Here is a 26943-nt window from a genome sequence, read left to right as displayed (position 1 = left end):
CTCCGGCCGCGAGCGCCGCCAACTGGTCCGATTGTTGGACCCGTTGCTCGTCATCGGGTCCGGAGGGGCGGCTCCGTCAATGGGGGCTCACTTCTTCCCTCTGCCCGCCTTGATGAGAAGGGCCTGCTGTTGCAGGGCCTGACGCTGTTTCTGGGCCCGGTCCTCGAGCCGCTGCTGGCTCTGGGCGGGGGCCGCCGCTCCATCCTGGGCCTGTCCGATGTGCCGGGCGAGCGCGGCGACAGTGGGGTGCTGGAAGAGCTCCACCATGGAGAAGCGACGGCCAAAGGCCGCGGCGAGCTTCTCGTGCACCTGGACCATCAGGAGCGAGTGTCCGCCCAGGTCGAAGAAGTTGCTGTGCAGGCCCACCTTGTCGACCTTGAGCGCCTCCCGCCAGATGGCCGCGATGGTCTGCTCGAGCTGATTGGTGGGGGCCTCGTAGGGGATGTTGGATTCGCGCGTGGCGGTGCGCGGGTCGGGCAGCGCGGCGCGGTCCACCTTGCCGTTGCGCGTGAGCGGCAGGCGCGCGAGCGGCATCAGGGCCCATGGCACCATGAACTCGGGCAGCGTCTGCCGCATCAGGCTCCGGAGCTGGTGGGCCAGCTCGCGTCCTTCCGACTCGGCTCCCGGAGGCAGGCCCCGGCGCGGGACGAAGTAGCCCACGAGGTGCTGCTCTCCCGGCTGCGTCTCGCGCAGCACCACGATGACCTCGCCCACCTCGGGGTGCGTGCGCATCACGGCTTCGATTTCGCCCAGCTCGATGCGCAGGCCCCGCAGCTTCACCTGATGGTCGGCGCGGCCGAGGAACTCGATGCGGCCATCCTCGCGCCAGCGGCCCATGTCCCCCGTACGGTAGAGGCGTGAGCCCGGCGCGCCGGATGGATCGGGGATGAAGCGCTCGGCGGTGAGCTCGGGACGGCCGATGTAGCCCCGGCCCACGCCCGCGCCACCGATATAGAGCTCGCCCGGGTGACCGGGGGGCACCGGGCGCAGGTACGAGTCCAGCAGGTGCACGCGCACGTTGCCGAGCGGCCCGCCGATGGTGGGCTTGGGAGAATCGGCCACGGGACAGGTGGTGGCGTTCACCGTGCACTCGGTGGGGCCGTACATGTTCACGAAGCGCGTGCGCGGGCGTGCGCGCAGCTCCGTCCAGGTGCTTGGAGTGATGGCTTCTCCGCCCACCAGGACGAGCGCGGGGGAGAAGTCCGGCTCACGGCCCAGGCCCTGCTCCAACAGGGGCGCCAGCAGCGAGGGTGTGGTGTCCAGCACATCGAGCGCCTGCCGCTGCACGAAACCACGCATCCGCGAGGCATCCAGGCGGGCCTCCTCGGGGACGAGGTGCAGCGAGTGGCCGTTGAGCCACTGCACCCACTGTTTGACCGAGGTGTCGAAGACGAGCGGCCCGTTGACGCTGATGCGCAGTCCTGGGGCACGGCCCTCGTAGACGGTGTCGCGCAGGGTGGCCGCGAGGTTGAGCAGCGAGCGGTGCTGGATCATCACCCCCTTGGGCCTGCCCGTGGAGCCCGAGGTGAAGAGCACGTAGGCGAGCTGCTCGGGCGCGACGGGGACCTCTGGAGCGGTGTCCGGCGCGCTGGCGATGCGCTCGGCGTCGGCGTCCAGGAGGATGGGGCTGGCCACGCCCTCGGGGAGCAGGGACTGGAGGTGGGAGCGGGTGACGACGAGCCGGGCCTCGGCCTGCTGGAGCATGGCGCCGAGGCGCTCGCGGGGGTAGAGCGGATCGAGCGGCACGAAAGCGCCGCCGGCCTGGAGGATGGCGAGCAGGGCGACGAGCTGCTCCACCGAGCGTTCCAGGAAGAGGCCCACGCGCGTCTCGGGCCCCACGCCCAGCGAGCGCAGGTGCCACGCGAGCCGGTGGGCGCGGGAGGCCAGCTCGGCGAATGTGAGCCGCTCGTCCTCGAAGGCCACGGCGAGCGCGTCCGGGGTGCTCCGGACCACGGCGGCGAAACGCTCGGGGAAGCTGCCCGCGGTGTCATGGGGGCGCTCGGTGCGATTGAGGGACTCCAGCCATTGCAGCTCGTTCCGGTGCATCACCGGCAGCGACTCCAGCGTGCGCTCCGGATTCGCGGCCGCCGTCTCCAGCAGCGTCAGCAGCCGCTCCCCCATCAGTTCACCGGAGTGGCGTGCCGTGTCCGCCTGGATTTCGAGGTCGAGCATCCCCTGGCGCTGCCCGCAGCTCAGCTTGAGCTCGAAGCGGCTGGTGCAGGCACTCAGCCGCAGGGTCGTGAAGGTGAGGCCGTCGTGGTGGCGCTCCTCGGGCCAGGTGACGTCCTCGAAGGCGAAGGGGAAGGGGGGCGCCTTCGCCACGTCGAAGTATTCCTGCCATGCCCCGGTGTCCTGCGTGGCCCGGGCCACCTCGAGGGCGAAATCCGCGAAGCGGGCGCGGGCACGCACCTCGCACCGCAGCGGGAGGTAGCGCTCGAAGAGGCCGATCGCCTCGTCCAGTCCCTCGTAGGTGCGGCCATTGAAGCGCACCGCCACGGACCATTCGAGGCGCTCGGAGCGGCGGGCCAGCAGGAGCTGCCAGCAGGCTAGTACGAAGGCCGTCACCGGCACGCCGATGCGGCTGGCCGCGGCCTTCACGGAGGCGGTGAAGCCGGGGGGGAGTTCCCTCGGCCGCCATGAGCTGGGGCTGAAGGTCCGCTCGGGTGCGCGGGTGTCCGGGTCGGGGATCGCGAGGCCTTCCCAGTGGCGCTGGCCCTCGCGAGCGTCCTCGGACTCCAGGAGCTGCTGGAACACCTCCGACACGTCCGCGTACTGCATGGCGGGCTCGGGCAGGGGCTCTCCGCCTCCCTGCGCGGCCCACGCTCCGGCCAGCTCGCGCACGAGACAGGCCAGTCCCTGCCGGTCCGCCGAGAGCGCTGGGAGGTCCACTACGAGCAGGTGCCGCTCGGGACCGAGGGTGGCCAGCCACAGGCCGCCCGGCTCCTCCGGTGCGCGCTCCTCGGGGGTGTAGCTCCACGGGTCCTCGGAGGGGCCGAGCAACAGATCCTCCAGCAGGTTGATCCACCACTGCGCACGGTGGCCCGTCCAGTCGAGCTCCCGCAGCACGGTGGCGGGCACGTCCCCGGGCACCTGGACGGCGGTCTCCGTGCCCGGGAGCTGGCGGTAGGTGGTGCGGAGGATTTCGTTCCGGGAGACGACCTCCCGCACGGCGCGCTCGAGGCGCGGCTTGTCCAGTGGGCCCCGGAGCTCCACCACGCACTGCGCGCGGTAGGGCGTGTCCGGGCTCGGGACGAGCTGCGCCCAGAGGTGGGCCTGCTGCGGAGACAGACGGAAGCCGTTGGAGGAGGACAAGGCGGAGTCTCCTAGGAGGGGGCGGGGACGGGGCGCACGTCGTCCCAGGGGAAGAGGCGGGCCATGCCGACGAGCACCTCGCGCGGGCCGGAGAAGGGCGTGCGCGCGTGCGCGGCGAGCATGTTGTCGACGACGAGCAGGTCTCCCCGCTCCCAGGGGAAGGAGACCGTTTCGGCGTGGTAGGCGGCACGCAGCGTTTCCAGCACCTCGGGCTCGATGGGCGAGCCGTCGCCGTACCAGGTGTTGTTGGGCAGGTCCTCCTCGCCGAACTCCGCGAGCAGCGCCGAGGCCACGGCGGGAGGCAGCGTGGAGACGTGGAAGAACGTGGCGTGGTTGAACCACACCGGTTCGCCCGTGACGGGGTGGAGCCCGGCGGCTCGGCGCACCTGGCGCGTCCTCAGCCGCTGGCCCTCGCGCCACTCGAACTGGATGTGGTTGCGGCGGCAGTACGCCTCGACCTCGGCGGGAGACTCCGCCTGGAAGGCCGTCCGCCAGCTCAGGCCGAACTGGCCGCCGAAGTTGCGCACGTACGTGTAGCCCTGCTCCAGGAAGCGGGCGCGCAGCGAGGGCGGGAGGCGCTGGAACACGCGGCGCGAGTCCACCAGCGGGGTGCGGCCTCCCTCCTGGGCGGGCGTCACGCAGCAGAAGAACAGGCGCAGGGGGAAGGCCTGGTTATAGGACTGCTCGTTGTGCGGGAAGATGTGCTCGGCGGGCGGGTGGTCCGTGGAGGTGTAGACGTTGCCGCTCACCTGCGAGCGTGGCGAGGAGCGTTCCTCATAAGGAAGGGACTCGCCGGCCACGGCGCGGATGCAGCGCTCCAGGGCCTCGGCGGAGGCGATGTCGAAGCCACGGAAGAGCACGGCGCCGTGGCGGTGCAGGTGCTCGTCCACGCGAGCGCGGTGCTTGCTGGCCCAGTCGGCGAGGTCCACGCCCGGGAGCGTGGGCCGGGCGAGCACGGGCAGGGAGAGCCCGGGCAGGAGGGGCTCGAAGCGGACCCAATCCTCGCCGGACTCCGCGATTTCGCGGCGCTTCACCTGGGGCAGTGCCTTCTTCATGGTGTGCATGCTCCCTCTCCCGCTGGGAGCGGGCGGGGGGTGAGGGTCATCACGTGGGACTGTCGGTCTTGCGCCGGACATTGCGGAACAGCTCCTGCCGCTTGGACTTCAGCTCCTCGGCCCGGGCGCGCTCGCGCTGCCGCTCGTGTTCGGTGAGGACGTCGCGCAAGTCCTCCACGGTGGCGTCCGGGCGCTGCACGGCGGCCGAGAGCACCGTCTGGTAGCCCTCGCCGAGCCGGGCGATGGTGGCACCGTCGAACAGCGCGGTGCTGTAGCGCAGCACGCCGCCCATCTGGCCCCCGTGCTTCGACAGCAGCACCGACAGGTCGAAGGGCGAGCCACCGTCATCGAGCTCGAGCAGCTCCAGGCGCAGGCCGGGCAGCTCCAGCGCGGGCAGCGGAGCGTTCTCCAGGACGAACATCACCTGGAACAGCGGGTTGTAGCGGGGGTCTCGCGGAGGGCGGAGTGTCTCGACGAGCTTGTCGAAGGGGACGTGCGGGTGCGCGTACGCACCGAGCGCCACCTGCCGCACGCGGGCGAGCACCTGCCGGAACGTGGGGTTGCCCGAGAGGTCCACGCGCAGGACGAGCTGATTGACGAAGAGGCCCACCAGCTGTTGCGTGCGCGGATGCTCCCGGTTGGCGATGTCCGTGCCCACCACGAGGTCGGTGCGGCCGGTGCGCTGGTGGAGCGTCACGAGGAAACCGGCGAGCAGCACCATGAAGGGCGTGGCGCCCTCCGTCTGTCCGAGCTGCTCGAGGCCCACCGTGAGGGGCGCGGAGAGCTGGAGCGGGTGGCGAGCGCCCTCGAAGGACGGGGTCTCGGGGCGCGGCCGGTCCGTGGGCAGCTCCAGCAGCGGAGGCATGCCGGTGAGGCGCTCCTTCCACCAGGACTGCTCGGCGGCCAGCGTGCCCCCTTCCAACCAGTGCCGCTGCCACGCGGCGTAGTCCATGTACTGGAGGCGCGGCGCGGGCAGGGGCGAGGGGCGGCCCTCGGCGAAGGCGGGGTAGAGGGCGCCCAGCTCGCGGACGAGCACGCCCATGGTCCAACCGTCGGAGACGATGTGATGCACCGAGAGCACCAGCCGGTGCCGCTCCGGGGCGAGCTTCAGCAGCTTCGCGCGCAGCAGCGGGCCGCGCTCCAGGTCGAAGCGCTGGCGGGCCTCCAGGGTGGTGAGCCGGGTGGCCTCGGTCTCGCGCTCGGAGCCGGGCAGGCCGGACAGGTCCACGAGCGCGCCCTCCCCGGCGAGCGGGCCCAGGTCCGGCACCTGCCCGGTGGGGAGCAGCACCTGCACGCGCTTGCCGTCCACGAAGGGGAAGCACGCACGCAGCGAGTCCTGCCGGCGCAGAAGTGCCGCGAGGCTACGCCCCAGGGCCTCCACGTCGAGCCGTCCCTCCAGCTTCACCGCCGTGGCGACGGTGTACGCCGAGTGGCCCGTGGCGAGTTGCTCCAGGAAGAGCAGCCGCTCCTGGCCGTAGGAGAGGGGAGGGTGGGGCCCGTGGTTGGCGGGCTCGAGCGGTGGAGGCGCGGAGGGCGCGGGGTGCAGGGCCTCCAGTGCGCGGGTGGTGAGGGTGCCCAGGCTGACGCCATCCAGCAGCAGTGCCACGGGCAGGTGGATGCCCAGCTCCTCCTCCAGCGCGCCCTTGAGCTCGATGGCGTGGATGGAGTCCAGGCCGAACGCGGTGAGGGGCCGCGCCTCATCCAGCAGGGTGGGAGCCACGGCCAGCGCACGCGCGAGGCGGTGCCGCAGGTGCTCGACGAGCAGCCGGGGCCGCTCCGTTTCCGGGGCACCCAACAGGGCCTCGCGGGTGAGCGCGGGAGGCTCGGCCGGCGCGGTGGGCGCGGCCTGGTGCACGGCGCTCTCGGTGACGAGCTCCAGCTCGCCCGCGAGGTACATGGCGCGGCAGGTGCCACGCTGAATCTTGCCGCTGGACGTCTTGGGAATGTGGCCCGCGGGGACGAGCACCACGCGGCCCGGTGCCACCTCGTGCTGCTCGGCGATGGCGCGGCGGATGGCCTCCACGGCCTCGGCGGGCTCCGGCAGCTTCGCGCGGTCCACCTCGTGCACGAGCACCAGTTGCTCCTGTCCCTCCACGTCCAGGCTGAAGGCGGCGGAGCAGCCCGGGCGCAGCGCGGGGTGGCTGGCCTCGGCGGTCTGCTCCAGGTCCTGCGGGTACAGGTTGCGCCCGCGCAGGATGATGAGGTCCTTGATGCGGCCGGCGACGAACAGCTCGTTACCCACGAGGAACCCGAGGTCTCCCGTGCGCAGCCAGGGCCCGTCGCCGGTGTCGCTCCGGCGGGCGCGGAAGGTCTGCTCGCTCTGCTCGGGCCGGCCCCAGTAGCCCTGGGCCACACTGCCTCCGCGCACCCAGATTTCACCCACCTGCCCCTCGGGCACGGGAACGAGCGTCTCGGGGTGGGCGATGAGCAGCTCCTGGTCCAGCACGCTCGTGCCACAGCCCACGAGCTGGCTCACGCGCTCGGAGCCCTCCTGCTTCCAGTCGCGCACCACGGGCTGTGTGCCCATGCGCCCACCGGTGACGAGCAGCGTGCCCTCGGCCAGGCCGTAGCACGGGAAGAATGCCTCGCGGCGGAAGCCGGAGACGGCGAAGGCCTCGGCGAAGCGGTCCATCGTGGCGGCGCGCACGGGCTCTGCGCCGTTGAAGGCCAGCCGCCAGGTGCTCAAATCCAACGCGGCGCGCTGCTCGGGCGTGGTCTTCCGCACGCACAGGTCGTAGGCGAAGTTCGGCCCACCGCTGTGCGTACCCCGGTGGCGGGAGATGGCCTCGAGCCAGCGCACGGGCCACTTGAGGAAGTCCAGCGGTGACATCAGCACGACGGGGATGCCGGCGAACAGCGGCTGGAGCACGCCGCCGATGAGGCCCATGTCGTGGTAGGGCGGCAGCCAGATGACGCCGACGCTCCCGGGCGAGGGCTCGAAGCCGCGCTGGATGGCCGTCGAGTTGTGCAGCAGGTTGCCGTGGCTGAGCATCACCCCGCGCGGTGTGCCCGTGGAGCCCGAGGTGTACTGGAGGAACGCGAGCGACTCGCGCGTGAGGCCCGGGTCCTTCCAGGCGCTGGCCGCGTCCGCGGGCACCTCGTCGGTGGCCACCCACGTCAGCCCGGCCAGTCCGGGGAACTGCTCGGCCAGCCCGTCCGCCATGGAGCGGATGAACCCGTTGGTGAGCGCGAAGCGGGCGCGCGCGTCGGAGATGAGCGCCTCGAGCCGCGGGAGCGTCCGTCCCAGGCGCATCGGGTCCGGCGGGTAGGCCGGCACGGCGATGGCTCCGGCGTAGATGCAGCCCACGAAGGCCGTCACGTAGTCGAGCCCGGGCGGGTAGAGCAGCAGCACCCGCTCGCCCCGGGCTCCCCGCTCCTGCAGGAGTCCACCGATGGCGCGTGCCCGTGCATCCAGCCCGGCGTAGGTGAGACGTGCTTCTTCCGTCTCGCCATCGGCCAGGAAGGTGTAGGCGAGCTCCTCTGGCTGGGATTCGGCACGGCGGCGCGACAGCTCGAGGAGCGAGGAGGAGTCGAACGAAGAGGACGGTGCCAAAGCCCCGGGGTTTCTAGCACGCGGGCACAAGAATGCCCACCCCGCAACTCCCGGGAATCCGGTGTCTCCGTCCGCTCAGTAGCGGAGGGCGGAGGTCTCTCCGCGGAGCAGCTCCAGCAGCGAGCTCGCCGCCTCGAGCGGGTGCGTCGCGTAGTGCCGCACCATCCGTCCACTGGGCAGCTTCACCCCGTGGCCCCAGGGCCCGCGCATCCAACGCCAGCGGGGTGGATCGGCCGGCGAAGCGCGGACGGGGCCGGCGTCTTCCTGGGCGGGGGCGCTCCTGCGGGGCTCCTCCTCGGACATGGGCACGTAGCGGGGATGGGGGACGGTGCCGCGCTCCACCTGGACGGGGTAGGCCTCGGCGTGCTCCGTCGCGGCCACCATGTGGTGCGAGGAGAGCGTCTCCGGTGCTTCCCGTTCCTCCAGGGGCCGCTGCTCGTCCCGTGCGCGCCGCGAGGACCAGAAGACCTCCACGAGGTCCGTGGCCTCCAGGCGCGCGCGCGGGTGGCCATGCTCCGGGGTGAGCACGATGCCGTGCTCGTCCAGGGACCGCACCTCGTCATGGCGCACCCGGTGCTCGCGCGTGACGACCACCCGGCGCTCGAACACGAAGCCCTCGCCATCCACGGAGAGGACGCGCCCGAGCGGCGAGCCGTCGTGGCAGCGCACCACCATTCCCGCACGAATCTTGCGTTGAGACATGAGTGGCTCTCCTCTAGTCCGGGTCGTCCTTGTCGAGTGGCTCGGGCAGGGCATTCACGTGCACCACGTGGCCTCCCTCCTCCGGTGGCGGCGCGCGGGTGGCCGCGGCCTCTTCCGGAGTGTGGGGCGCCCGCTCCTCGAAGCCGTCGCCTTCCAGGTTGCGCTGCCGCTGCTCGCTCGTGCTTCCGTAGCCCTCCCGCAACGGTTGCTTGCCTGCCATGGTCACCTCCTGGGTTGGAACGTCCAAGCCCTAACGCTTGGGATGGGGAGCGGGGGCCGCAACGCCTTTCTCCCTGGGAGAGCCCGGCCCAGGTCCAATCCCGGGGGGCGCTCTCTCCATTGCTCGCGGGGCAGGCGAGTACCCGGGCCCACATGCCCGTGGCCCGGGGCCCACAGGGGCCCGGCTCCCGAGGCCTCCACCCGGGGGCACGGGGGCGGCACGTCCGGTGCAAAACCTGGGGGACGGCGTGGGGAATGTCCCCCCCGCTCGACTGTCGACGGAGGCGCGCCCCACTGCTATGCACCCCCACACCATGGATGTTCGCCCCTCCCCCCGCCGCGCGCTGCTGCTCGCGCTGGCGCTGCTGATGTCCGCTTGCAAGACGCCCTCCGCCACGGGCGGTGGCACTTCCCCTGGCTCCTCGTCCGGCTCCTCGTCACAGGGCCGCGGGGAAGACGTCCCCCAGGGAGACCCCTTCCCGTCGAAGCCCTCCGTCGAGGCGCGCCAGGACGCGCAGGCGGACCAAGCGCTCGCCCAGGCCATCCAGCAGGCCGAGACGGCCCCGCGCAAGCAGGCGGCCGAGAGCTTCCTCGCGGTGCGCAAGGCCTACCCGCAGACGACGGCGGGCCAGGAGGCCCTCTACCGGGCGGGCGTGCTCTTCTACGACTCGCAGGACTACGTCAACGCGCGCAAGAGCTTCAACGAGCTGCTCTTCGAGAACCCGCTCCACCCGCAGGCCACCGAGGCCAAGCGCCGGCTGGGCCGGTCCGCGCTGGAGGTGGGTGCCTACCGTGACGCCTACCAGACGCTCTACAGCCTCGCCGAGCGCGCCGAGGGCGCCGAGCGCATCCAGTTGCTCGAGGACTCCGTGAAGGCCGCGGAGAAGGCAGGCCTCTTCGGACAGGCGCTGCGCATCTCCGTGGACCTGGCCGGCAACGCCCAGACGCCCGAGGCGCAGCAGGCCGCGGTGGCCCGGGTGCAGCAGTTGGTGGAGGGCCGCGCCGGCTTCATGGACGTGGCGCAGATCATGGAGGAGCTGTCCCCCTCCAATCCCGCCTGGCCGGTGCTGACCTTCAAGCTGGCCCGCATCTACTACCACCTGCGGGACTGGACGCGGCTGGAGGAGACGCTCAACCGCTTCCTGGCGGAGGCGCCCAACCACACGTTCGCCCCGCAGGCCCGCGAGCTGCTCGCGCGCGCCACGCGCCGCGTGGACGTGCAGACGAAGACGGTGGGCCTGCTGCTGCCCATGACGGGCAAGTACAAGGCCGTGGGCGAGGCGGTGCTGCGCGGGGTGAAGCTGGCCCTGGCCGGCAGCGACATCGAGCTCGTGGTGAAGGACACGCAGGGGGATGTGAACCTCGCCGCCCAGGGCATGGAGCAGCTGGCCTTCGACGAGGGCGCCATCGCCGTGCTGGGCCCCATCACCACGGACGAGTCCCGCCGCGCCGCGCTGGTGGCCGAGGAGCTCCAGGTGCCGCTGCTGACGCTCACGCGCCAGGAGGACATCACCAACATCGGGCCCTTCATCTTCCGCAACATGCTGACGAACTCGGCGCAGGCGCGGGCCATCGCCGACTTCGCGATGAAGCAGAAGGGCTTCAAGAGCTTCGCGATGCTCTACCCCAACCTGCCGTACGGGGTGGAGCTGGCCAACGACTTCTGGGACCACGTGGTGGAGAACGGCGGCCAGGTGCGCGGCGCCGAGACGTACGCCCACGACCAGACGACGTTCACCTCCGAGGCCAAGAAGCTGGTGGGCCGCTACTACCTGGAGGACCGGCTCGACTACATCGAGGGCGTGCGCGAGGTGCAGAAGGAGACGACGGGCCAGGACGCGTTCCGCAGGCGCAAGGCCATGGAGAAGATGAAGGGCCAGGTGGAGCCCATCATCGACTTCGAGGCCATCTTCATCCCCGACGAGTGGCGGCGGGTGAGCCTGGTGGCCCCGGCGCTGGCGGTGGAGGACATCGTCACCAACGCGTGTGACTCGCGCGACGTGGAGCGCATCCGCAAGACGACGGGCAAGAAGACGATCAAGACGGTGATGTTGCTGGGCACCAACGCGTGGAGCAGCAGCAAGGGCGCCAGCGGCATGCCGGAGCTCGTCGAGCGCGGTGGCAAGTTCGTTACCTGCTCGGTGTACGTGGATGGTTTCTTCGTGGACTCGCAGCAGCCGGCCACGCAGCGCTTCGTGAAGGCCTACCGCCAGGCGAACAGCGGAGACCCGGGCCTGCTCGAGGCCTACGGGTATGACTCGGCGCGCATGGTGCGGCAGCTGCTGGACTCGAAGCAGGCGCCCAAGAGCCGTGGGGAGTTCCGCGAGGCCCTGGCCAACGTGAAGGACTTCGACGGTGCCACGGGCAAGACGTCCTTCGACGAGAAGCGCGAGGCGCGCAAGCCCCTCTTCCTGCTGTCCGTGAGCAACAAGGGCGTGACGGAGGTGCCTCCGGAGAAGTCGGCGTCGCTGGGTGGCTCGTGAGGGTTCTGGCGCCTCGCGCGCTGTGGCTCGTGGGTCTGTTGTCGCTCGCGGGGTGCCGGCACTCCGCGCCGGTGCTCGCGCCGGATATCGCCTCCCGGCTGGAGTCCACGCCGGGGGGATACCTCGCGGGTGAGGTGGTGGGTCTCGAGGACGGCGCCGTCCTCGACCGCAGGGACTTCGTCTGGACGCTGGCCTTCTCGCCGGACTCCTCGCGCGTGGCCTACTCGCACCTGGGTGCTCGGGAGTACCTGCTCGCGCTCTGGAATGTGAAGCCCTCGCTGGCGCGCGTGGTGGACCAGGGCATCAACCCCTCCGAGTTCGACGTGGAGGCGCTGGCCTTCTCCCGGGACGGCTCGTTGCTGGCGAGCGCGGGCTGGGATGGCATGGTGCGTCTGTATGACGCGGCCACGGGCGCGCTGAAGGCGAGCCTGCGGACGGAGGAGCCGCTCACCGCGGTGGCCTTCCACCCGGCCGGTGGCTACCTCGTGGCGGGCAGCGCGCAGGGTTTGATGACGGTGCTGCGCGTGGCGGACCTGGGCTTCTCCTTCGAGGCCCGGCCCCACTCGGACCGGGTGAGCGCGCTCGTCTTCGCGCAGGATGGGACGCTGTACTCGGGGAGCTGGGACAAGCGCATCCGGGTGTTCGACGCGCGCGAGGAGGCACTGCGGCGCGAGCAGGCGCGGGTTCGCTTCGAGCGGCGCGGGGGCTACGCCGTGGTGGGCGGGACGCTCAATGGGAAGGCTCCGGTGGCCTTCGCACTGGATGCGCGTGCGCCCGCGCTCGTGCTGGGTTCTCAGGCGGCGGAGGCGGCGGGGATCGACACGGCCATGTTGCAGGAGACGGTGTCGCTGCCCACGGCGCTGGGGTCCACGCTGGCGCGGGTGGCCCGGGGCCAGCGGCTGCGCCTCAAGGGGCTGGAGCTGGAGGGCCTGGACGTCGTGGTGTGTGACGCGTGTCTGCCTCCGGGCGTGGGTGGAGTGCTGGGTGCTCCCTTCTCCGAGCGTGTGGACGTGGCCTTCGATGACGCCACGGGTGAGGCCGTGCTCACGTTGAAGGCTCCGGCGCAGGTGAAGCAGGAGGAGCGGGGGCTGGTGCTCGCTCCACGCACGGCCTTTACCTTCGAGGCGCACGTGAATGACGTCACGCTCGACGCGGCCGGGCGCCGGCTGGGCGTGGCCTTCTCCGAGCCCAAGGCCGAGCGCAACCGCACCGTCTACGAGCGCGAGAAGAAGGGGCTCGTCGAGCCTCCCGCCGAGTGGAACGCCGCGGCGCTGGTGGACGCGGGCTCGGGCCAGGTGCTGCGCAAGTGGACGGCGCACCGGGGCGTGGTGGCCTCCGCCGGTATTTCTCCGGACGGGCGCTCGCTGGCGAGTGGTGGCTGGGACAAGCAGCTGTACGTCTGGCGCGAGGGCCAGGAGCCGCCGGTGGCGGAGCGGAAATTCGGTTGGTCCGTGCGCCGGGTGCGCTTCAGCCCGGACGGGCGGCTGGTGGGCGTGGCCGCGTGGACGCCGCAGAAGGCCTCGGGCACGCAGGAGAGCGATCCAGCCGCGGCCCTGTTCCCCGTGCGCTACGCCGCCCCCACCGTGGAACGGTGACGCCCATCCCCCAAGGGAAGTGAGCGAAGATATCCCCTCTCCCCTCGGGAGAGGGTCAGGGTGAGGGTATCCGGGCCCGTTCTTCAACCCGTGGTCCCCAGTGTGGACAGTGGGTTCAACCCGGGTACATCAGATACCCTCACCCCGTCCCTCTCCCGGAGGGCGAGGGGAAATTGACGCTGGGAAATGGGCGCGGGTCATCAACCTTCTCCCAGCTGTGCTCCCTCGGGTTCGTTCAGCACGTTGAGCACCGGCCGTGCATTCGCCAGCGATGGCGCGAAGAGCGAGGGTTGCTCCGGATCCGCGAACACCGTCGCGAAGTCCTCGGGCGTCAGCGCGCGCGCCAGCCGGGCCGCGAAGGTCTCGCGTAACTGCCGGGCGTAGAACTCGGCGTCGTAGTCCCGGGGATCCCTCACCGTTTCTCCGGTCTCCGATTCCAGTAGCAGTCCCGCGCGCCCTCCCACCGCCCGGTAGACCCGGACCTGCTCGCCGGTGGCCCACTGTTTCTGCCCGCTCGCCAGCATGGCCTCGTAGGGCAATTCACGCCTGCGCGCGGCGAGGTACTGCGCTGGTGTCTTCGTCAGCCGCACCTGGGCCGCCACGCTCCGGGTCGGCAGTGCCCGCCGGCGCAGCGCCGTCACCGTCTCCACATAGGTCTCCCGCACGCCCGGGATGTCCCCCGCGAGCAGGTCGTGCAGTGCCCGGCGCAGGAAGTCCTCGCCGAAGGGCTCCGCCCGGCTGGAGCGGAACGCCACACCGCGCAGGATGAGCGCGCCGTCATACGCCTGCAGCGCGTAGTTCTTCGGTTCGTGCGAGAGCATCGCGGCGTAGCGCCCCTCGAACTCGAGGCGCACCTTGGGCGGCAGCAGGTCCGCGACCTCGGAGACCACCCGGCGCTCGTCGGCCTCGCTCCATCCCTCCGACACGGAGAAGTACACACCGTCCGTGTCGGCCTCCAGCAGCGTGACGCCACGCCGGGCCAGCTCCTGGCAGATGAGCGCCAGCACCTCGCGCCCGCGCCGTGTCACCTCGTTGGCGGCGTGCACGTCCGCGAAGCGCGTGAGCCCGCCCGCGCCCAGGTAGCCGTAGGCCGAGTTGACCACGATCTTCATCGCCGCGGAGAGCGCCTCGTTCGTGTGCCGTTCCGGAGACCCTGGTGCCGCGGCCTTCGCCCGCGCCTTGGCCGCCAGCCGTTGTTCCACGAGCCGGTCCACCAGCGCGAGCATCACGCCGAGCCGGTCCCTCCGAGGGCCAATCCGGTACTCGCGCATCAACGAGGGGTACAGGCTGGCGACATCGGCCTTCACCACGTGCCGGGCCACGCCCGTGGCGAACAGGTGGAGCGCGGCCCCGCTGTGAGGCGTGCCATCGCCCTGCTCATGGGCGGGCAGCGCGGCACCGGCCCGGAGATAGGCGCGAACGATCAGCGGATCGATGACCCCGGTAGCGGGTCCGGCGTCCGCGAGGCGCTCGTAGCGGCGCGGTGCCATGCGGGCGAGCGCGAAGGCCGCCCCGCCGAGCATGCGCGCCAGTCCGGCGGCCTCCGTCACGTCGTCGCGGGCGTAGCGCCGCACGCGCTCGGGGTCGGTGCCGAAGACCTCGTACACGTGGGCTCCCGGAATGTGCTCGCGCTCCGGGCCCGAGATGCCCAGGTGCCGTGCAACGGCCTTGAGCCCGTGCCCCGGCAGCTCCCGGGTGGAGAAGTCGTGCCGCTTCACGGCGTCCATCGTGTCGATGAACTCGCGGCCGGGGACCGTGTACCGCGCGCGGCGCATCGCATCGTTGCCGGGTCCGCCCCGTCCGGGGGAGGCACCTCGTGCGGCGGGGCGTTGCCGCAGGCCCGGGGGTCCGGCGCGTCCCAGCGCGAGCGTCACACCGAGCAGCCGCGCCCGGTGGGCGAGGAACGGCAGATCGAAGCCGTGCAGGTTGTGGTTCTCGAGCACGTCCGGGTCGATGGCGCGCACGCGAGCAACGAGCCGCTGGAGGAGGTCGGCCTCTGCGGCGTCACCGTTACCCTGGACCTCGAGGGTATCGGCCCTGCCCTCCGCGTCCCGGATCGCCACGAGGAAGATGCGGTCGTGCGAGGGGTCCAGCCCGGTGGTCTCCAGGTCCAGCTGCATGCGGTGCAGGTCATCGAACCGGAGGTCGCGGAAGTACGTGCGCCCCGACGCGACGAGGTATTGCTCCTCGGGGGGGAGGGCGAGCACCGTCTGGGGACCCAGCTCGCGCAGGTTTCCGAACGGGCGGCCGAGTCTGCGCGCCGCCCCCTGGAGCACGGCCGAGGCCAACGCGCGCCCATCGTCCGCGCGGACCAGGTAGCGCAGCGCACCGGGGCCCTCCAGCTCCTGCCACGTCACCCGGTGGGGCGCGGGCCCCTCGCTCTCCGGGCGGAGCCTCGCGCCCAGGTGCCGCACATCCTCCAGCGAGGCGAGCAGCAGCCAGGGACGGAAGCGCACATCCTCGCGCACGAGCGAGCCACTCCCGGGGAGCCGCCGCCAGACGAAGGCACGGCCATCGGGCTCCGCCCACACCGAGACGATTCCCGGCGTGTCATCCCATCCCCAGAGCCACTCGTCCTCCGGCGTGTGCGCCATCGTGGACTCGTCAGTAGTTGAGGTGGATGGCCTCGCGGGGCAGCCCCCGGATCCGCAGCATGTCGATCACCCCCTGCACCATGCCCGACTGGCCGCACACGAAGACCACCGTGTCCTCCACCCGCTGCTCGCCCAGGTGCTCCTGCACGTAGCCGGTGAGGCCCTGCCAGCCGCTCGCGCCCGGCTGGCTCACCGTGCGCACCACGTGGATGCCCGCCGCCTCCCAGTGGTGCAACTCGTCCTCGTAGGCGAAGGCCTGCGGGGTGCGCGCCCCGAAGTACAGCGTCACCTGTCCGTAGGCGCTCCGCTCCTGGCGGATGCTCTCGATGACGGAGCGGATGGGCGAGATGCCCGAGCCCGTGGCGAACAGCAGCACGTGGCCGCCCCGTGCGTGCACCAGGGGGAAGCCCCGGCCCTCGGGGCGCCCGCTCAGCACTTGCGCCCCCGGCTTCAGCCGCACCAGGGCATCCGCCAGCTCGCTGCCCCCCTTGAGCAGGAACTCCCACCGGGTGCCGAAGGGCTCCGGCGGCGAGGCGATGGCGAACATGCTCTCGCCCACCCCGGGCAGGGCCAGGCGCACGTACTGCCCCGGGGTGCGGTGCATCCCCACCAGGGGGGTTCCACCAATGTCCAGGACGAGCTCGGTGAGGCCCTCCGCGGCCGGAAGGACGTCCGCCACGGTGGTGGGGTGCCAGTCGTTCATGTCGGAACTTGATTTAACCCGGACCCGGCCCGCCGTCGCCCTTTGATACTCTGGGGGGCGTGAAGACCCTGCTCTGGTTGGTGTTGTTCCTCATCGGGCTGGCGGGCGTGGTGATGCCGGCCCTCTACCTCCATGCCGCCAGCAAGCTGCCTCAGCTGGAGACGGAGTTCGACCTGGAGAAACAGCTGCGCCACTCCATCGAGGGCGAGCGGATGAGTCTCCAGGCGGGCACCTTCGGGCCCAAGCGCCCCATTGCCTACACGAAGCCGGATTTCTCGCGCCTGCCCAAGGACCTGGTGGCCCTCTACATCGCCCAGCTCGGGTGCCCCACCTACTTCCAGACGCGGCGCGAGGACGGCGCGAAGTGGGCCTGGCGCCTCTTCTCCGTCGTCACCTTCGGCACCGAGCCCCCCGGTGATGGCGCCTGCGAGCGCCTCCTCGCCACCCGGCTCGCCGAGGCCCTGGGCATTCGCGGCCCGCTGCCGCTGGCGGTGGCGGCCAACCGCCTGCACTCCTTCCTCCAGAAGGACCAGCTCATCGCCTATGAGATGTCCACGCTCTACTTCGAGCGCGGCATCGTCGGGGTGCAGGACGGGGCCTATAAAATGTTCGGGCGCGAGCTGGACACGCTCAAGCTGCAGGAGCTGGCCGAGCTGTCGCTCACCCTGCCGCCGCACTACATGTACGCGGATGCGCTCGTGTGCCGCAACGCCAGCCTCATCCGGCAGAACCGGGACGTGCTGCTGGCGGACCTCGCGGGCTACAAGCTGGTGACCGAGGAGCGGGCGCGCACCGCCATGGCCCAGCCCGTCATCTGCCGCTGAGCGCGGGAGGGGGCCTGGCGCGGTCCGGGCCCCTCACTTGCGGCGCAGGAAGAACTTCTCCCAGTCAGACAGCTCCTTGACCACCTGACGCCGCTCCTCGGCCGTCGTGGCCGACTCGGCCTTCTCGCGGATGGCGTCGAGGGTGCGGCGCGCGGCGGGGCTGAGCTTCTGGCCGGCCTGGTTCAGCGTGTCGATGTCCCGGTCCAGCTTGCGGATGCGGCCCAGCAGCGCGGCCTGGGTGAGCGCGCGCGGCTTCACCGGCTCGGTGGGCGTCACCGCCGGACCCGCCGGCTGGACGGGATTGTCCGGCGTCTGCGTGGTGCTGGCCTGCACGGTGCTGCCCGCGTCGGGCACCTCGGTCACGGACGCCGTCTGCTGCGGCGGCGGGCCCGCGTCCGGCACGGCCTCCACCACCGGCTGCGGCGGGGGCTTCGCGGGCTGCTCCGGCGGCGCGATGACCACCTGCGGCGGCGGAGTCGGGGTGGACTCCCCGCGCAGGGCGAGCACGAGGCCTCCGCCCACGGCCACCAGCGCGAGCGCTCCCACGCCCAGCAACATCCGCCGCGAGGACGTATGGCCGCCGGTGTCGTGCGAAGGCTCGGGCGGGGGCCGCGGCTTCACCGGCTCGGGCGTGGGGCGGGGCTCGGGCTTGACGGGCTCGGCGGGCGCCAGGGCGTCCGGGGTCTCCCGGCGGGCGGGCTCCGGGGCGGTGGGCCGGGCCTGGGCCTGCTGGGTGAGGGTGTCGCGCAGCCGCTGGAGCTGGCGGCGCAGCTGCTCGGCGGAACCGGGGCGCGCCTCCGGATCCTTGGTGAGCATCTGCAGGACGAAGGCGTCCAGCGCGGCGGGCAGCTCGGGGACGAACTCCGAGGGCCTCGGCGGCCGCGCGTCCACGTGCTTCATCAGCAGGTCCACCGGCGAGGTGCCGACGAAGGGCAGCCGGCCGGTGACCATCTCGAAGGCCACCACGCCCAGGGCGTACAGGTCCGTCATCGGCCCCACGGGCTGGCCGCGGGCCTGCTCGGGCGCCATGTACTCCGGGGTGCCCACCACCATGTCCGTGCGCGTCTGCGCGGTACGCCCGGTGGGCAGGCCCATCTTCGCCAGGCCGAAGTCCAGCAGCTTCACGTAGCGCGAGCCGTCCGGCTGCTTCACCAGGAAGATGTTGCTCGGCTTGAGGTCGCGGTGCACCACGCCGGCCCCGTGCGCGGCGCCCAGCGCGCTGAGCACCTCGTCGAGGATGTCCAGCGCCTCGGGTACCGGCAGCCGGCTCTTCTCCGTCAGGTGCGCGTCGAGGGCCACGCCCTCAAGGTACTCCATGATGATGTACTGGCGGCCGTCGGGCACCTGGCCGAAGCCGAAGATGTCCACGATGCCGCGGTGGCGGATGGCGTTGACGGCGCGGGCCTCGGCCAGCAGGCGCGCCACCTGTTCCTCGGCCGCGGCCAGCTCCGGGCGCAGCACCTTCACCGCCACGCGCTTGCCGATCAACGGCTGGATGCCCTCGTACACCAAGCCCATGCCGCCCACGCCGACGCGCTGGCGCAGCTCGTACTCACCGATCTTCAGGCCGGTGAGTGGATCCTGCGCGGAGGAGTCGTCCATGACGTTCACCGTTCTCCCGGGCGAGGTCCGCCGTGCACCTCCCGGATCGCCCGGGAAGGACGAGGTCGAGGCGTCGAGCAGCACGGTGCCGTCGCGTGGGCAGATATCGGTATCCGCTGGCACGGAGAGACCGCAGGTTTCGCAGAAACGGGAGTCAGCCATCGGGGAAGTGCCCCCAGGGTAGCAGACCGGGAGCGGATTCCCACAAGCGGGCGAGCGGGCGGGGAGGACCCGCCTGGTCGTTTCCCGTCAGGGGGACGCGGGGAGGCAGTTATAGAAGTCCCGTCGGAGCACCTTGGAGTTGGTGGGACCGGGGCCCGTACCGGGCGAACCCGCGGGGCCGAGGGTGACGCGCACCTCCTTCTGGTTCATGGACGCGCTGGAATCGCACCAGAGACCCACGGACGGGCCGCCCGTGCCGTTGCCTCCGTGGCCTCCGTTGCCGCCCTTTCCACCGTTGCCGCCCTTGCCTCCCTCGCCTCCCAAGACCGTCACCCCGTAGGTGGTACTCGTCTGTGGGTTCGTCTTGCCTCCGGGCGCTCCCACACCACCGCTGCTTCCGGTGCCACCCTTGCCGCCGTTCCCTCCCTTCCCTCCACCGGCTGTCTCCAGGGCGCATTTCTCCAACTCCACGTGCCCGTTGATGAGCAGCACGGCGATGGAGGCTCCACCGCCCTGGCCTCCCTTCCCGCCCTGGCCCGGGCAGCCGCCAGCGCCGCCGCCGCCGCCGCCGCCGCCCTTCGACACGGCCTCGCCGTTGGCGGAGATCACGCCGCCGCCGCCGCCTCCGCCGCCGCCGCCCCCGGCGTTCCCCTCCCTGCCCGCGTCGCCGGCACTGGCGCGCCACATTCCGCCCTCCAGCACGCCGCTCTCATTGCCCGGGTCGCCAGCCGTTCCCTCGCCTCCATCGAAGCCCGCCTGCCCGGGGTTGCCGGGGTTGCCGTTGTAGGTGCAGGGAGGATTGCCGCCGCAGCTGATGTCGGCGGTGACGTTGGCGTCCCCCGGGGTGCCACCATCCGCGGAGGGAGTACCCCCCACGCCGAGGGTGGCGGGTATGTCGAAGGTGCCTCCCCTGCCTCCGGTTCCTCCATTGAAGGTGCCGCAGGCGCTGAGGCCGGGCGTGCCTCCCATGGCCTGCGCCGTGCCCGTTTCGACGGGGTTCGCGGGTTGGCCACCATCCGCGGCGTGCGGCATGTCGCTGACCAGGTCGCCCTCCTTGCCAGGCATGCCAGCCGCGGCCTTCACCTCCACATGGCGCAGGCGCACACTGGAGTCCACCAGCCGCAAGCCGATGGAGGGGGCTCCAGGCTCGGAGCCCTGGCTGGATTTGATGTGCAGCCGCTCCAGGGTGACTCCCGCGTCTTGCGGCACCCGGGTGACCGTCAGGCCGATGCTGCCCCCGTCGATTCGCGTGGTGTAGTCAGCGCTGCGCTTCCAGTTCCCGTCCATGCCGGCGTAGCCGCCATAAAGCGAGATGGGTGCGTTCAACTCCAACCCCGCCTCGTTGTAGTCACCCTGGGCCAGGTAGAGCACCTTGCCGTCGGTGGCGGCGCGCTCCAGGGCGTATTTGATGGTTTTGAAGGGGGCCACATGGGTGCCAGGATTGACCTCGTCCAGGCCCCGGGAGGGATCGACGAAGAAACCGGCGTCGAGCATGCCGTCGATGCCGTCGCAGTTGGCGTCGTAGAAGAGATCATCCGGCACATCGATCTCCGCGGGCTCGCAGGTGCTGGGCAGGCACTGGCCGGCGGTCTTGCATTCCTCGAAGGCCTTGTCGAAGTCGTAGCAACCGGTAGCGGTCAGCAGCGCCAGCGCGAGCCCCGCGGCGAATGGCTTCTTCGTCTCGAGCATAGGAGTCCTCACGGCAGTGTTCCGGCCACGCCGACCATGCCGCCGCCGTTGCCCACGGAGGCGGTGGGGCGCACCTGTGAAGGCGAGCCCTCGTTCTTGCCAGACAGCAGGTAGATGAGCCCCGTCGTCACCACGCCCACCGCGCCCACCGCGAAGGAGCCCCGGCTCAGCCACTGCGCGCGCGCGCCCGAGTCCCGCAGCCGCTCGCCCTCCGAGGGGTCGGTGAACTGCCTCGCCTGCAGGGCCTTGTAGTCATTGCCCGCCTGCATGAAGAAGAGCGTGCCCGCGCCCAGCAGCACCGCACCCCCGGCGGCCGGCAGCCACGCCCAGCCCGGCGCGCCCGAGCGCGAGGCCGTCACCTCGGGCTTCACCGGCACCGGCTGGAGGGGCGTGGCCGTGGTGGGCTGGACCGGGGCCTCGACGATGGGCTCCAGGGAGGGGCGCAGCGCGCGGCGCACCGGCGGCACCACCTTGTCGCTGGACTGGGTGAGCGCGTCGAGCAACTGGTCCTCGCGCACGCCCGGCACGTAGTGCTCGGAGAGCTGCTCGCCGTCGCGCGTGGCGTAGGCCTTCAGGCCCACCCGGTAGCCGCTGAGGAACTGCACCAGCTCGGCGATCATCACCACGTCGGCCTGGGCGGCCTCGCCGAGCGTAATCCGGCACGCGGCCTCCAGGCGGTTGCACCCGAGCACCGTCTTGCGCTGCGCGGGCGGGAGGCGCTGGGACAGCTCCGAGGCGCGCACCACCTGCAGCCCCTGCGTCTTGAGCTGCTCGTACACATGCTCCTGGGCGAAGGAGACGATGTGGGAGGGGACCCCGGCGGCCTCCGGCGGGGCGATCAGCACGGTGAGCGGAGCCTCGGAGGTCGTGGGCGTCTGGCCGAGCACGACGAGCGTGGCGAGGAGTGAAAGGAACACGATGGTGTCACTTTCCCCCCATGTCGCGCCCATCGCAAGGTCACGCACTCCAAGTAGCGCCGGGTGCGTGACGCCGGTGTGCCCAGGCGAGCGGCCTCAGCGGCGCGGTTTCTCGGGCATGGGCTTGATGTGTGTCTTCTCCGAGTTGTCCAACTCGCGCGGTGCGTCATCGTCCTCCAGGTGCTCGGACGGGACGGGAGGGGGCGGACGCGCGGGAGCGGCAGGGGCGGGCCGGCGGGGAGGCGACGCCACGGCGGGGCGGGAGCCGGTGGCCGGGGCGGGACGCGCCGGAGGCGTGGCGGGGCGGGCCGGACGCGGCGGAGGGATGCCCCGGCCCTGGGTGGCGTCGAGGTCCTCGGCCAGGAGGTCCGCGGACACCTGCACGCTGGGCTCGTCGTCCGGAGGCGCGCCGAGCCCGTCATCCGCCTCGGCGGCGAAGGGGTTGCGCGTGGGCGGGGGCGTCTTGTCGTCGTCGTGCTCGTCGGGGACGGGCGGGGCGGGCCGGTTGGCGGGCAGATTGGGCCGCGGGGCGGGGCCGGTGCGCGCGGCGGGCACCTCGGTCGTCCGGGAGCGGACGGGAGCGGGGGTGGGCGCGGGCGGCTCGGGGGCTCGGGGAGCCGTCACGGGGAGGTTGGCGGGCACCTGCACCTGCACGGGCGGCGAGGCGGGCGCCGCGGGCTTGCCGCCCTTGGCCTCGTGGGCCTCGTCCTTCAGGCGCTGCTCGAAGGCCAGCCACTCCTTCTTGTAGCTCGCCGGGTCGGGCTCGCCGCGCTCGCGGTGCTTGAGCGAGGGGGCCCAGTGCACGCTGTAGCTCTCGCCGGCGTGGAAGGAGGGCGGGGGCGGCAGGCCGTAGGTGGCCGGGTCGAAGAAGGACTCGTCCAGGTCCGAGAAGCCGTAGGCGCGCGCCCGGGCGACGAAGTGGGGGATGATGCCGGTGGGCGCGTGGTAGCCGAGGATGTGGCCGTCCTCGTCCTTCGTCACCGGGGTGAAGACGAAGATGTCCTGGGTGCGGTACTCGCCCTTCTCGTTGAGCGGGAGCACCTCGGAGAGGGCGATCGTCTTGCGGCTGCCGTCGTGGAGGCGCTCGCAGCAGATGACGAAGTTGATGGCGCTGGCGACCTGGGCGCGGATGGCCACCATGGGCAGGTCGATGCCGGACATGAGGCAGAGCGACTCGATGCGGCGCAGCGTGTCGGTGGGCGTGTTGGCGTGGGTGGTGGCCAGCGAGCCGCCGTGGCCGGTGTTCATCGCCTGCACGAGGTAGAAGGCCTCGCCGCCACGCACCTCGCCCACCACGATGCGGTCGGGGCGCAGACGCAGGGCCGAGTTGAGCAGGTCTCCCATGTCCACGCCGCCCTTGCCGAACTTGTCCGGGGGCCGGCTCTCGAAGGGGACGAGGTGGGACTGGTTGAGCTGGAGCTCGGCCGAGTCCTCGATGGTGAGGATGCGCTCCTCGTCGGGGATGAGAGAGGAGACGATGTTGAGCAGCGTCGTCTTGCCCGAGCCGGTACCGCCGGACACCAGCATGTTGAGCTTGGTGTGGATGCCCGCGTCGATGAGCCGAGCCATCTGCGGCGTCATGGACTTGAATTTGATCAAGGACTCGATGGTGAGCTTGTCCTTGAAGAACTTGCGGATGGAGATGGTGGTGCCCTTGCGGGCGATGGGCGGGATGACGACGTGGATGCGGCTGCCGTCGGGCAGGCGCGCGTCGAGGCGGGGGCGCTCGTCATTGAGGAGGCGGCCGACGAACTGCGCCATGTTGCGCGCGGCGCCGATCAACCCTTCTTCGGTGAACGAGGCATCGACCTTGGAGACCTTGCCCTTGCGTTCGATCCAGATGTCGGTGGGCCCGTTGATCATGATCTCGGAGACCGAGGGGTCGTCGAGATAGGGGAGGACGGGCTTGAGGAAGGCGCGGAGCGACTCGTTGTACATCGACATGGCGCCCCCGAGGCTAGCCCGAGACCGGCCGAGTCCCAAGCGCAGGGCCTGGTTACCGGCACGGAGGCCAGGCGGGCGGCTCTCCCTCTCCCTCTGGGAGAGGGTGGGGGGTGAGGGTCATTCGCCCTCCACTCGACTCACGTGCGGAAAACACTGGCGTCATCCGACCGCAAAAGTAGTGTGGATGGGGTGCCCGGATGGGGCACGAGACGCGGAGGCGCGATGGGCTCGATGAAGGACCGGCTGCCGAAGGACTGGAGGATGGTGCTGAAGGACGTGCTGGACAGCCCGGAGTTCGCGGAGCTGGAGGCGTTCGTCGCCGGGGAGCGGCGGGAGCAGACGGTGTACCCGTCCGAGGAGGACCTGTTCTCGGCCTTCCGGCTGACGCCCTACGAGGGGGTGAAGGTGCTGCTGCTCGGGCAGGACCCGTACCACGGACCGGGGCAGGCCCATGGGCTGGCGTTCTCCGTACAGCCGGGAGTGAAGCCGCCGCCCTCGCTGGTGAACATCTTCAAGGAGCTGGAGAGCGACGTGGGCGTGCCGAGGCCGAAGGATGGCTCGTTGGTCCCGTGGGCGGAGCAGGGCGTGCTGCTGCTCAACGCGGTGCTGACGGTGCGCCAGGGTGAGGCCAACGCCCACGAGGGGCACGGCTGGGAGCACTTCACCGATGCCGTCATCCAGAAGGTGAGCGGCAAGCTGGAGCCCGTGGTGTTCATCCTCTGGGGCAGCTACGCCCAGAAGAAGAAGGCGCTCATCGACACCTCGAAGCACATCGTCCTCGAGGCGCCGCACCCCTCGCCCCTGTCGGCGAAGAAGGGCTTCTTCGGCAGCAAACCCTTCAGCGGCGCCAACAATGCCTTGAAGAAGGCGGGGCGCGAGCCCATCGACTGGCAACTGCCGTCGTGAGGCGGAGTCCTCTCCGGGAACTGTCCCGGGCCCGCTGAATCGGGCTAACCTTGCTGGCCACTCCAACCGAGGGGGGATGCCAGGATGAGCCGTGAGGATACAGCGGGTTCGCAGGTGAGGTGGTGGGTCGCGGGGGCTTTCACGCAGAGCCCCTCGGGCAGGCGCTTCCAGGTGACGCCGGACTCCTTCGCCGAGGAACTGGCTCGCTCCGCCACGGGGCTGCGCGTGAGCGTGGCGGACCGGCTGGGCGCGGGCGAGACGCGCACCTTCGAGCTGAGCTTCCCCAAGCTGCGCTCCTTCGTGGTGGCGGAGGTGGTGTCCGCCCTCCCCGAGCTGCGTGCGCTCAAGGCCCTCATGGACGGGCTGGACAAGCTGCCCGCGGAGGCGGCCGTCAAGAGCATCGAGGCGGTGGTGGGCGCCGGGCGCCTCGCCGAGTCGGTGGGCGCCGTGCTTCGCGAGAAGCAATCCCCGCCCGCGCCCAAGGCGGGCAATGGCGTGAGCAATGGCGTCGCCCCCCACGCCTCGACGGCGCCCCGGCAGCCGGACCTCGTGGACTCCATCTTCGAGCGGACGGACGCGGCCCGCCCCGAGCAGGCGGCGAAGGCGGGCGTGGATGCCTTCCTGCGCGCGGTGGGGACGCGCTCGACGCCCCCGGCGAATCCCGCCTCGGCGGCGGCTCCGGCGCGGGCCCTGGTGGAGGAGGCGGTGCTGGCCACGGCCCGGGACGTGCTCGCCCATCCGCTCGTCGCGCGGCTCGAGTCGGCCTGGCGCGGCCTGAAGATGCTGGTGGACCACTGCCCCGCGTCGTCCGGAATGTCCCTGGAGGCGTTCGACGTGGAGGGCCCGGCGGCCGTGGAGAGGTTGGAGAATCAGCTTCCGCTCGACCGCTTCGAGCGTCCCGATGCCCTCTTCGTGGTGGAGGCGGTGGACGACGTGGCCCTGCTCGGGAAGCTGGCCGCGCTGGGCGAGCGGGCGCAGCTTCCGGTGGTGGTGGATGTGCCGCCCTCGCTTTTCGGCGTGACGTCGGCGGCGGAGGTGGTGACGCGGGTGGAGGAGGAGGGGGGTGGCGTCTCCGAGGCCTGGACGGGCCTGCGCGCGGAGGAGTCCGCTCGCTGGTTGTGCGCGGCGCTGCACCGGGTGGTGGTGATGGTGGACGGGCAGGGAGCCCGGCGGCGGACGTGCTTCACCAGCGCGGCCCTGGGCGTGGCGTCGATGCTGGCGTCGAGCTTCCGCGAGACGGGGAGCTTCGCGCGGATTCTCGGGGGCACGGGTGGGGTGCAGGCGCCCGCGGTGTGGCAGCTGCCTCCGGGGCGCGAGGGCGGGACGGCGGTGCCCACGGAGACGTTCTTCCCCCTGCGCACGCAGTCGCGGCTGGCCGAGCTGGGCGTGCTGGGGCTGGGCAGCGGCAGGAACACGGACGTGCTGCAGCTCACGGCGGCGCCCATGGTGTACGGGGGCGAGCACCGGGTGCCGCTGCCGGCGCAGATCCTCACGGGCCGCATCGTGCGCTTCGCGCAGTGGGTGAGGGACCAGCTCCCGGCGAGCGCGGGTGACGCGGAGGTGTCGACGCTGTTCTCGCAGGCCGCGGACGTGTTCCTGTTCGGCGGGGCGACGCCCGCGGGCCGGGTGCGCGGCGAGGTGGTACCCACCGGCGAGGGCACCCGGGGCGTGCGCGTGACGGCGCTGGTGCGGCCGGAGTACGCGGGCATGCCCCTGGAGCTGGGCTTCGTCCTGCCGATGCGCGGGTAGCCGGTCAACCCGGGGGGACGTTCAACCCCCGGGCGCGACCGCTCGGGCGGGTGGTGCGACCACTCCCGCCATCCCCCATGAACGGGGAGGGGGGAGGCTCTACATTGAGCCGCATCATGGAACGTCCTCTGTCGCCTCCCTCCGTGGCTGCTCTCGAACGACTCGTCCAGGAACGGCCCCTGCCGCGCCACGTGGGTATCATCATGGATGGCAACGGCCGCTGGGCGGAGATGCGCGGCCTGCCCCGGGAGGAGGGCCACCGCGAGGGCTCCAACAGTGTGCGCGAGGTGACCCGCTGCGCCCGGCGCGTGGGGGTCCAGGCCCTCACCGTCTATGCCTTCTCCTCGCAGAACTGGGCCCGCCCCTCCGAGGAGGTGGCCGCCCTCATGAACCTGCTGCGCGAGTACCTCGAGAGCGAGCGCGCGGAAATCCTGGAGAACGGCATCCGCTTCAACGCCATTGGCGAGGTGGAGAAGCTGCCGCGCTTCGTGAAGGAGCCGCTGGACCGGCTGCGGGCGGACTCGGCGGACAACAAGGGCATGGTGCTGACGCTGGCGCTGTCCTACGGCGGACGCGAGGAGCTGGCCCATGCGGCGCGCCGCATGGCCGAGGCCGTGTGCAAGGGCGAGTTGACGCCAGCGCAACTGGACACCCAGACCTTCGAGTCCTACCTCTGGACGAATGGGCTGCCACCGCTGGATCTGGTGGTGCGCACCAGCGGTGAGCAGCGCATCTCCAACTTCCTGCTCTGGCAGCTGGCGTACGCGGAGCTGTGCTTCAGCGACGTCCTCTGGCCGGACTTCCGGACCGAGGCCTTCCTGCGCTGCCTGGCTCAATACCAGCAACGCGAGCGGCGCTTCGGTCTCACTTCCGCGCAAGTGAAGCGAGAGGACCCCCTCCGGGCCAATGCGTGACCCTGGGGCTGGCGCGCGAG

General features: G+C 71.5%; 17 protein-coding genes. 6 read left to right on the top strand and 11 right to left on the bottom strand.

Going from position 1 to position 26943, the window contains the following annotated elements:
• Nucleotides 1-87: 87 nt before the first annotated feature.
• The 5 genes from BO221_RS12200 to BO221_RS12180 all read right to left on the bottom strand — a co-directional run bounded on the left by BO221_RS12200 (nt 88) and on the right by BO221_RS12180 (nt 8842).
• Nucleotides 88-3312 carry a non-ribosomal peptide synthetase gene (locus tag BO221_RS12200; protein ID WP_073560589.1) on the bottom strand — a complete coding sequence of 1075 codons (3225 nt, stop codon included), beginning with the start codon at nt 3310-3312 and terminating at the stop codon, nt 88-90.
• Between the two features lie 11 nt (nt 3313-3323).
• The gene (locus BO221_RS12195) at nt 3324-4376 is read right to left on the bottom strand and encodes a TauD/TfdA family dioxygenase (protein WP_073560588.1); all 1053 of its coding nucleotides are present in this window, start codon (nt 4374-4376) and stop codon (nt 3324-3326) included.
• A 40-nt stretch (nt 4377-4416) separates the two neighbouring features.
• Nucleotides 4417-7920 (bottom strand): condensation domain-containing protein, encoded by a 3504-nt coding sequence (locus BO221_RS12190; protein WP_073560587.1) that lies wholly within the window; start codon nt 7918-7920, stop codon nt 4417-4419.
• A 75-nt stretch (nt 7921-7995) separates the two neighbouring features.
• Nucleotides 7996-8622 (bottom strand): hypothetical protein, encoded by a 627-nt coding sequence (locus tag BO221_RS12185; RefSeq protein WP_143195406.1) that lies wholly within the window; start codon nt 8620-8622, stop codon nt 7996-7998.
• A gap of 13 nt (nt 8623-8635) precedes the next feature.
• Nucleotides 8636-8842 (bottom strand): hypothetical protein, encoded by a 207-nt coding sequence (locus BO221_RS12180; RefSeq protein ID WP_073560585.1) that lies wholly within the window; start codon nt 8840-8842, stop codon nt 8636-8638.
• Nucleotides 8843-9140: 298 nt separating this feature from the next.
• On the opposite strand from BO221_RS12180, the gene BO221_RS12175 reads away from it, so the two are divergent.
• Both BO221_RS12175 and BO221_RS12170 read left to right on the top strand, forming a co-directional pair.
• Nucleotides 9141-11324, top strand: a complete 2184-nt coding sequence (locus BO221_RS12175) for a penicillin-binding protein activator (protein ID WP_073560584.1) — start codon at nt 9141-9143, stop codon at nt 11322-11324.
• Nucleotides 11321-12919: a WD40 repeat domain-containing protein gene (locus BO221_RS12170; protein ID WP_073560583.1), complete on the top strand. Its 1599-nt coding sequence runs from the start codon at nt 11321-11323 to the stop codon at nt 12917-12919. Before BO221_RS12175 ends, BO221_RS12170 begins: the two co-directional genes overlap by 4 nt.
• Before the next feature lie 200 nt (nt 12920-13119).
• Here the strand turns inward: BO221_RS12170 and BO221_RS12165 are convergent, their stop codons facing one another.
• Complete coding sequence (locus BO221_RS12165) at nt 13120-15513, bottom strand: DNA polymerase domain-containing protein (RefSeq protein ID WP_073560582.1); 2394 nt, start codon at nt 15511-15513, stop codon at nt 13120-13122.
• A gap of 10 nt (nt 15514-15523) precedes the next feature.
• On the bottom strand, nt 15524-16216 hold the full coding sequence (locus BO221_RS12160) for an NAD-binding oxidoreductase (RefSeq protein ID WP_073560581.1): 693 nt from the start codon (nt 16214-16216) through the stop codon (nt 15524-15526).
• Between the two features lie 59 nt (nt 16217-16275).
• Between BO221_RS12160 and BO221_RS12155 the strand changes: the two genes are divergently transcribed.
• Complete coding sequence (locus tag BO221_RS12155) at nt 16276-17040, top strand: transglycosylase domain-containing protein (protein WP_073560580.1); 765 nt, start codon at nt 16276-16278, stop codon at nt 17038-17040.
• Between the two features lie 33 nt (nt 17041-17073).
• Here BO221_RS12155 and BO221_RS12150 read toward each other — a convergent pair whose 3' ends face one another.
• From BO221_RS12150 to BO221_RS12135, 4 genes are all read right to left on the bottom strand, one after another.
• Nucleotides 17074-18804, bottom strand: coding sequence for a serine/threonine-protein kinase (locus BO221_RS12150; protein ID WP_073560579.1), 1731 nt, complete (start codon nt 18802-18804; stop codon nt 17074-17076).
• Nucleotides 18805-18891: 87 nt separating this feature from the next.
• Nucleotides 18892-20493: a hypothetical protein gene (locus tag BO221_RS57305; protein WP_073560578.1), complete on the bottom strand. Its 1602-nt coding sequence runs from the start codon at nt 20491-20493 to the stop codon at nt 18892-18894.
• Nucleotides 20494-20501: 8 nt separating this feature from the next.
• Nucleotides 20502-21410 carry a hypothetical protein gene (locus BO221_RS12140; RefSeq protein ID WP_073560819.1) on the bottom strand — a complete coding sequence of 303 codons (909 nt, stop codon included), beginning with the start codon at nt 21408-21410 and terminating at the stop codon, nt 20502-20504.
• Nucleotides 21411-21506: 96 nt separating this feature from the next.
• Nucleotides 21507-23354 carry a CpaF family protein gene (locus tag BO221_RS12135; RefSeq protein ID WP_073560577.1) on the bottom strand — a complete coding sequence of 616 codons (1848 nt, stop codon included), beginning with the start codon at nt 23352-23354 and terminating at the stop codon, nt 21507-21509.
• Nucleotides 23355-23576: 222 nt separating this feature from the next.
• Here BO221_RS12135 and ung point away from each other — a divergent pair, with 222 nt between their 5' ends.
• The 3 genes from ung (at nt 23577) to BO221_RS12120 (ending at nt 26923) form a co-directional block, all read left to right on the top strand.
• The gene (ung, locus tag BO221_RS12130) at nt 23577-24260 is read left to right on the top strand and encodes a uracil-DNA glycosylase (RefSeq protein WP_369864759.1); all 684 of its coding nucleotides are present in this window, start codon (nt 23577-23579) and stop codon (nt 24258-24260) included.
• A gap of 84 nt (nt 24261-24344) precedes the next feature.
• On the top strand, nt 24345-26009 hold the full coding sequence (locus tag BO221_RS12125) for a type VI secretion system contractile sheath domain-containing protein (RefSeq protein WP_073560576.1): 1665 nt from the start codon (nt 24345-24347) through the stop codon (nt 26007-26009).
• Nucleotides 26010-26125: 116 nt separating this feature from the next.
• Nucleotides 26126-26923, top strand: coding sequence for an isoprenyl transferase (locus tag BO221_RS12120; protein ID WP_073560817.1), 798 nt, complete (start codon nt 26126-26128; stop codon nt 26921-26923).
• Nucleotides 26924-26943: the final 20 nt, after the last annotated feature.

Origin of the sequence: Archangium sp. Cb G35, from assembly GCF_001896145.1 — a bacterium.
GTDB classification, from domain to species: Bacteria; Myxococcota; Myxococcia; order Myxococcales; family Myxococcaceae; genus Archangium; species Archangium violaceum.
The sequence above is the reverse complement of the archived record's forward strand: the minus strand, read 5'-3'. Positions and strand labels throughout refer to the sequence as shown.